This is a genomic window from Sphingomonas folli (assembly GCF_019429525.1).
Lineage (GTDB): Bacteria > Pseudomonadota > Alphaproteobacteria > Sphingomonadales > Sphingomonadaceae > Sphingomonas > Sphingomonas folii.
In genome coordinates, this window is sequence record NZ_JAHXZL010000022.1 from 1 (window position 1) to 626 (window position 626).

Annotated in this window: 1 protein-coding gene; it reads right to left on the minus strand. The window is 69.0% G+C overall.

Annotation, left to right across the window (positions count from 1 at the left end; translation table 11 throughout):
• A partial coding sequence (locus KZ813_RS19955; RefSeq protein ID WP_219756743.1) for a dihydroxy-acid dehydratase domain-containing protein occupies positions 1–626 on the minus strand: 626 nt, incomplete at both ends.

The window sequence follows — 626 nt, forward strand, 5'->3', positions numbered from 1 at the left end:
GGATCGTCGATCCGCGCGTGATAGTCCTCCGGCCCGTCGAACACCACCGCGGGACCCTCGAAGGCGTTGGGATCGTCCGGGTTGCTCAGGTAGCGGTCGCGGAACTCGGGCGAGATCACGCTGGTCTTCATCACCGCCGCGTCGAACAGATTGCCCGACAGCACCAGGAACCCCGCCGCCTCCTTGAGCGGCCGGTCGTACGGGCGGATCACCGCCTCGTCCTCGATCGCCACGCCGCGGCAGTTCTCGCCCATCGTGCGGCCGTTGACCGTCAGCGCGTCCTCCGCGATCAGCCCCTGCTCGATCAGCTGGTTCACCACCGCGGGCACGCCGCCGGCGCGGTAGTAATCCTCGCCGAGATACTCGCCCGCGGGCTGCAGGTTGACCAGGAGCGGCACGCCGTGCCCCTCGGTCTCCCAGTCCTTGAGCGGCAGCTCCACCCCGACGTGGCGCGCCAGCGCCGCCAGGTGGATCGGCGCGTTGGTCGAGCCGCCGATCGCCGAGTTCACCTTGATCGCGTTGTGGAACGCCTGCTTGGTCAGGATGTCCGAGGGCTTGAGGTCCTCCGCCACCATCGCCACGATCCGCTTGCCGGTGAGATACGCCACCTCCTGCCGGTCGCGGTA